This is a genomic window from Streptomyces sp. OR43 (assembly GCF_008042275.1).
Lineage (GTDB): Bacteria > Actinomycetota > Actinomycetes > Streptomycetales > Streptomycetaceae > Streptomyces.
Map to the genome: position 1 here is coordinate 182,965 of NZ_RDBK01000043.1, position 6,172 is coordinate 189,136.

Annotated in this window: 4 protein-coding genes and 1 pseudogene; 1 reads left to right on the plus strand and 4 read right to left on the minus strand. The window is 72.7% G+C overall.

The window, feature by feature from the left end; translation table 11 throughout:
* Positions 1–140 (plus strand): annotated as a pseudogene (locus EAO72_RS19260) (sigma factor-like helix-turn-helix DNA-binding protein); the annotation flags it as partial.
* 329 nt (positions 141–469) lie between these two features.
* Here the strand turns inward: EAO72_RS19260 and dnaG are convergent.
* The 4 genes from dnaG to EAO72_RS19280 form a co-directional block, all read right to left on the minus strand.
* Positions 470–2,374 carry a DNA primase gene (gene dnaG / locus EAO72_RS19265; protein WP_148018581.1) on the minus strand — a complete coding sequence of 635 codons (1,905 nt, stop codon included), beginning with the start codon at positions 2,372–2,374 and terminating at the stop codon, positions 470–472.
* A gap of 234 nt (positions 2,375–2,608) precedes the next feature.
* Complete coding sequence (locus EAO72_RS19270) at positions 2,609–3,868, minus strand: NAD(P)/FAD-dependent oxidoreductase (protein ID WP_148018582.1); 1,260 nt, start codon at positions 3,866–3,868, stop codon at positions 2,609–2,611.
* 120 nt (positions 3,869–3,988) lie between these two features.
* The gene (locus tag EAO72_RS19275; protein WP_148018583.1) at positions 3,989–5,371 is read right to left on the minus strand and encodes a deoxyguanosinetriphosphate triphosphohydrolase; all 1,383 of its coding nucleotides are present in this window, start codon (positions 5,369–5,371) and stop codon (positions 3,989–3,991) included.
* Between the two features lie 36 nt (positions 5,372–5,407).
* Positions 5,408–6,172, minus strand: a 765-nt coding sequence (locus EAO72_RS19280; protein WP_148021898.1) for a sirohydrochlorin chelatase, incomplete at its 5' end; no start/stop codon positions are given.

Consider the following 6,172-nt stretch of genomic DNA (forward strand, 5'->3'; position numbering starts at 1 on the left):
GCTACGGGCTGGCCGACGGACGCCCGCGCACCCTGGAGGAGATAGGGCGGATCTTCGGTGTGACCCGCGAACGCATCCGGCAGATCGAGTCCAAGACCCTCAACAAACTGCGGGACCACGCCTTCGGTCGGCGGGTCCGCCGCGGCCTCGGGGTGATGCACGGCCCGGGTCTGCGCGGGGATGGCCGGGACACGCTCGGTTTCGGTCACGGTCCGGGTCTGCACGGGGGCGACCTCCAGGTGATCGCTGCCGGAACGCGGGGACGGAGGACCACCGTTCGGTGGGCCGGCCGCGCTCCGATGACTCGGGCCGACCGGTGATCGGGGGCGGCGTCCCCCGGTTTGCCGACCGGTCCAGCACCGCCACCCAGTGTGGGGTACGACACACAGCCGCCACGAGGGGCGTGCGGGGACTTTCTGAGTTCGGTGCGTGACGGCCGGTTACCGGCGCGGGGTCCGGTGCCGCGCCGTCAGAGCGCGTCGGCGCCGTGGTTGCGCAGGGACTGGGCGTACTGCTGGAGGACCCAGACCTCGTTCTGCGCGGCGGCCAGGTGGTCCGGGGCGACGTTGCTGCCGAGGCGCGTGAGGCTGCCCTGGACGTCGTTGATCCGGCGGTCGACGGCGCGCAGGCGGACCTTGACCAGGTGCTCGCCCGCGTACGCCTCGTCGATGGACTTGCCGTGGAAGACCTCGACCGCGAGCTCCGTGACGAGCTTGCGGACCGTGTCGTTGGGTGTCGCGTCGAGCACCTGGACGAGGTACTCGCGGGTCTCGGGGACGCCGAGCTCCGCACCGCCCGCCTCCGCGATGCACTGGCGGACCGCCGCGTACGGCGGGGCGGTGAACTCGTCGACCCCGTAGGCGTCGAACGCCGGGGAGACCAGGGCGGGCTTCTGGAGGGCGAGCTTGAGCAGCTCGCGCTCGGTGCGGTGGGCCGGGCTGCGGAGGTTGAGCGCGGGACCGGAGGGGGCGGCGGCGGGCGCCTGGACCTCCTGGCGCCGTGCGCCGCCGCGCGCGCCGGGTGCGGGTCCCCGCTCGCCGCGGCCCCTGGCCCACTGGGCGAGCTGGTTGACCCGGTGGACGACGTACTCCTGGTCCAGGATGCCGACGAAGCCGGCGAGCTGGACGGCGACCTCGCGCTGCACGCTGCCCGTCTTGATCCTGGCGACGACCTGGGCCGCCTCGTCGAGCGCGGCGGCACGGCCCGCCGGGGTCTCCAGGTCGTAGCGGGCGACGATCTGGCGGAGGGCGAACTCGAAGAGCGGGGTGCGGGGTTCGACCAGGTCGCGAACGGCCTCGTCACCCTTGGCCAGGCGCAGATCGCACGGATCCATGTTGTCCGGGGCGATCGCGATATAGGTCTCGGCGGCGAACTTCTGGTCGTCCTCGAAGGCGCGCAGGGCGGCCTTCTGGCCGGCCGCGTCCCCGTCGAAGGTGAAGATCACCCGGGCGCTGCCGTTGTCCATCAGGAGGCGGCGCAGGATCTTGATGTGGTCGCCGCCGAACGCCGTGCCGCAGGTGGCGATGGCGGTGGTGATCCCGGCGAGATGGCAGGCCATCACGTCCGTGTAGCCCTCGACGACGACGGCCCGGCTGGACTTCGCGATGTCCTTCTTGGCCAGGTCGATGCCGTACAGCACCTGGGACTTCTTGTAGATCGGCGTCTCGGGGGTGTTGAGGTACTTCGGGCCGTTGTCGTCGTCGCGCAGTTTGCGGGCGCCGAAGCCGACGATGTCGCCCGCGGTGTCGCTGATCGGCCACATCAGCCGGCCGCGGAAGCGGTCGATGGGGCCGCGCCTGCCGTCCTGGGAGAGGCCGGAGGTGATCAGTTCCTTGTCGCTGAAGCCCTTGCCGCGCAGATAGCGGGTGAGGTGGTCCCAGCCCGCGGGGCTGTACCCGACGCCGAAGTGGGCGGCCGCCGCCTGGTCGAAGCCGCGCTCGGCGAGGAACTTGCGGCCGATCTCGGCCTCGGGGCCGTCCAGCTGTTCGACGTAGAACTGGGCGGCCGCTTTGTGGGCCTCGACCAGCCTGATCCGCTCGCCGCGCTGGTGGGAGGGGTTGTACCCGCCCTCCTCGTACCGCAGGGTGATGCCGGCCTTGGCGGCGAGCCGCTCCACGACCTCCGCGAACGTCAGGTGGTCGATCTTCTGGACGAAGGCGATCGTGTCGCCGCCCTCCTGGCATCCGAAGCAGTGGAAGAGGCCCTTGCTCGGACTGACCTGGAACGAGGGCGACTTCTCGTCGTGGAAGGGGCACAGGCCCTTGAGGTTTCCCCCGCCCGCGTTGCGCAGCTGGAGGTACTCGGAAACGACGGCGTCGATCGGGACCGCGTCCCGGACCGCCTTCACGTCGTCGTCATTGATCCTGCCTGCCACGAGTGAAGTCTACGGGTGAGCTACGACAACCCACGCCCGGAGCGGTCGCCCCTCCCCGGGCGGGGGGGTCCATCCTCAATCGCCGGARGGGCTGGGGTGGTGCGGGTCTCCCCGCCGGATGCGGGGTGCGCCCCTTGTCCGGTGGTGGGGGCCCGGGGCCCCTCCGGACGTGACGCGCACCCCACGGGCGGCCCGCCGCCCCCAGCCCATCCGGCGATCGCGAGGGGCAACCTCTCAGATCAGGGACTCCAGTGGTACCGACGGGTCTGCCAGGGCGTCCGGGTCGACCGGTTGTCCGGCCCTGATCAGTTCCTGCACGGTCTCCGTGACGTCCCACACGTTCACGTTCATCCCGGCGAGGACCTTGTGGTCCTTCAGCCAGAACGCGATGAACTCGCGCTTGCCCGCGTCGCCGCGGATCACGACCTGGTCGTAGCTGCCCGGCGGCGCCCAGCCCGAGTACTCGAGGCCGAGGTCGTACTGGTCGGAGAAGAAGTACGGCACCCGGTCGTAGGCCACCTCCTGGCCGAGCATGGCGCGGGCCGCGGCCGGACCGCTGTTCAGCGCGTTGGCCCAGTGCTCCACCCGCAGCCGGGTGCCGAGCAGCGGATGGGCCACGTTGGCGACGTCCCCGGCCGCGAAGATGTGCGGGTCGCTGGTGCGCAGCGAGGCGTCCACGGCGATGCCGCCGCCCTGCTCACGCGGGGCGATCTCCAGCCCGGCGGCCTCGGCGAGGGCGGCGCGCGGGGCGGCGCCGATCGCGGCGAGGACGTCGTGGGCGGGGTGCTCCTCGGCGTCGTCGGTGCGGACGGCGAGGACCATGCCGTCCTGGCCGACGATCTCGGTGAGACGGCCGCCGAAGTGGAAGCGGACGCCGTGGTCGCTGTGCAGGTCGGTGAAGATCTGGCCGAGCTCGGGGCCGATGACCTTGAGCAGCGGGGTCGCCTCCGGTTCGACGACGGTGACCTCGGCGCCGTATCCACGCGCCGCCGCGGCGACCTCCAGGCCGATCCAGCCGGCTCCGGCGATCACCAGATGGCCGTTGTCGCGGCCGAGTGCGGCCAGCACGTTGCGCAGCCGGTCGGCGTGGGCGAGGCGGCGCAGATGGTGGACGCCCGCCAGGTCGGTGCCCGGGATGTCGAGGCGGCGCGGTTCGGCGCCGGTGGCCAGGAGCAGCTTGTCGTAGTGGATGACGGTGCCGTCTCCGAGCTCCACGGAGCGGGCTTCGCGGTTCAGCACGGTGACGGGCTGGCCCAGGTGGAGCTCGATGTCGGCCCCCGCGTACCAGGCCGTCTCGTGGACGAAGACGCTGTCGCGGTCCTCCTTCCCGCCCAGGTAGCCCTTGGAGAGTGGCGGGCGTTCGTACGGATGGTCGCGCTCATCGCCGATCAGGATGACCCGGCCGCTGAAACCCTCCGACCGGAGCGTCTCCGCTGCCTTCGCTCCGGCCAGTCCTCCGCCGACAATGACGAACGTCCGATGTGCGTCGACCACTTGATGCCTCCTCGGTGCTTGCTGCGCGGCGCCAACTGCGAGCGTCCCGCACGCAGCGTGATGGCGAAAGAGGGTGTGACCCGATCAGGTCACGCCCAGTGGTCATGGGGCCCGGCCCGTTCAGTTCCGGCGTGCCGTGAGCGAGTGGTGCAGGGCGCGGGCCGAGGCGTCGGTCAGGGCGGCGATCTGGTCGACCAGGACCCGCTTGCGGGCGCGGTCGTCGGGGGCCGCCTCGTACAGCGCCCGCAGCTGTGGCTCCAGGCCTTCGGGGGCGCGGGCGGTCAGCGCGGCGGCCAGTTCGGCGATGACGATCCGCTGGCCGGCGCGGATCTCCTCCTGCTCGGCGCGCTGCATGACGTAACGGTCGGCGACGGCCTTGAGGACCGCGCACTCGTGGCGCGCCTCACGGGGAACGACGAGTTCGGCATCGTATCTGCCGAGGCGTCCGGTGCCGTACGCCTGCCGGGTGGCGCTCTCGGCGGCGAGGCAGAACCGGCCGATCAGCTGGCTCGTGGCGTCCTTGAGCCGGGCCTGGGCGACGGCCGATCCGTCGTAGCCGTGCGGCCACCAGTCCTGGCCGATGAGCCGGTCGAGTGCGTCGGACAGCTCCTGGGGATCGGTGTCCGCGGGGACGTACCGTCCGATGGCGACGGCCCAGATGTCCTGGCGCTCCGGCTCGGCGTCGAGGCAGTTGGGGTCGATGTGCCCGGCGTGCAGCCCGTCCTCGAAGTCGTGGACCGAGTACGCCACGTCGTCGGACCAGTCCATGACCTGGGCCTCGAAGCACTTGCGGCCTTCAGGGGCGCCCTTGCGGAACCAGTGGAAGACCGGCAGGTCGTCCTCGTACACCCCGAATTTCGGGGAGCCGGGGTCGGTGGGGTGGGCGCCTCGGGGCCAGGGGTACTTGGTGGCGGCGTCGAGCGCGGCGCGGGTGAGGTTGAGGCCGACGCTGACGAGTTCGCCGGTGCGGGTGTCGGGCACGAACCGTTTGGGTTCGAGGCGGGTCAGCAGCCTCAGCGACTGGGCGTTGCCCTCGAAGCCTCCGCAGTCGGAGGCGAAGTCGTTGAGCGCCTGTTCGCCGTTGTGCCCGAAGGGCGGGTGGCCCATGTCGTGGGAGAGGCAGGCCGTCTCGACCAGGTCGGGGTCGCAGCCGAGCGCGGCGCCGAGTTCCCGGCCGACCTGCGCGCACTCCAGCGAGTGCGTGAGCCGGGTCCGCGGGCTGGCGTCCCAGACGTGGCTGCGGGTGCCCGGGGTGACGACCTGCGTCTTCCCGGCGAGCCTGCGCAGGGCCGCGGAGTGCAGCACCCGGGCGCGGTCGCGCTGGAAGGCGGTGCGGCCGGGCCGTTTGTCCGGCTCGGTGTCCCAGCGCTCTGCGTCGGCGGCGCCGTAGGGCGCCGTGCCGGGGTCCTGGGTGCCGTACGCGGTGTCCGTACCGTGCGCGTTGCCCGTGCTGTGCGCGGTGTCCGTGTCGTACGTACCGTCGGTGCCGTCCGTGCCGTTCATGGGAACGACAGTAATCGGCCGCACCGACAGGAGGGCTCAGGCGGAGGCCAGGAAACGTGTGTTCATCAGGGTTTCGTGGGTCGGCCCGCCGGCCGCCCGTGCCTGGTCGTAGCGGTGGAGCAGCAGGCGCGCCATGGCCGGGTGGGCGCCGAGCGGGGCGGCCGCGATCCACGTGGCCTCCGCCGCCGCGGCCGAGGCGAAGCGTCCGGGGGCGGTGAAGTACGAGGCGACGGCGACCCTCCGGCGGCCGCGGGCGGCCAGCGCGCGCAGGGCGGCCGGGACGGTGGGCGTCGCGGCGGAGGCGTACGCGGGCACGACCGGCACCCCGCCGAGCCGTTCGCTGAGCAACTGCGCGGTGCGGCGGGTGCCGGCCGCCGACTCGGGGTCGCGCGAACCGGCGGCGGCCAGCACCACGGCGCTGTTGCGGTTCCCGTCGTCCGAGGGACGCCAGCCCGCCTCGGCGAGCCGGCCGTGGAGCGCCTCGACCAGCAGCGGGTGCGGGCCGAGGGGGCCGGCGGTGCGGGTGCGCAGGTCCGCGGCGCCGGCGACGGCCTCCGGGATGTCCTGCTTCACGTGGTAGCCGCGGCCCAGCAGCAGCGGCACGAGGACGGCCTCACCGTTGCCGAGGCCGTCCAGGGTCCGCGGGAGGAGGGGTTCGTTGAGCTCGATGTGGCCGAGCCGGACGTCGAGCCCCGGCCGCAGCTCCCGCACCCGGCTCAGGAGTTCCGTCACCGTCCGCAGCGCCCGCGGGTCCCGGCTGCCGTGCGCGACGGCGACGAGGGCGGGGGCAGGAGCGGGGGC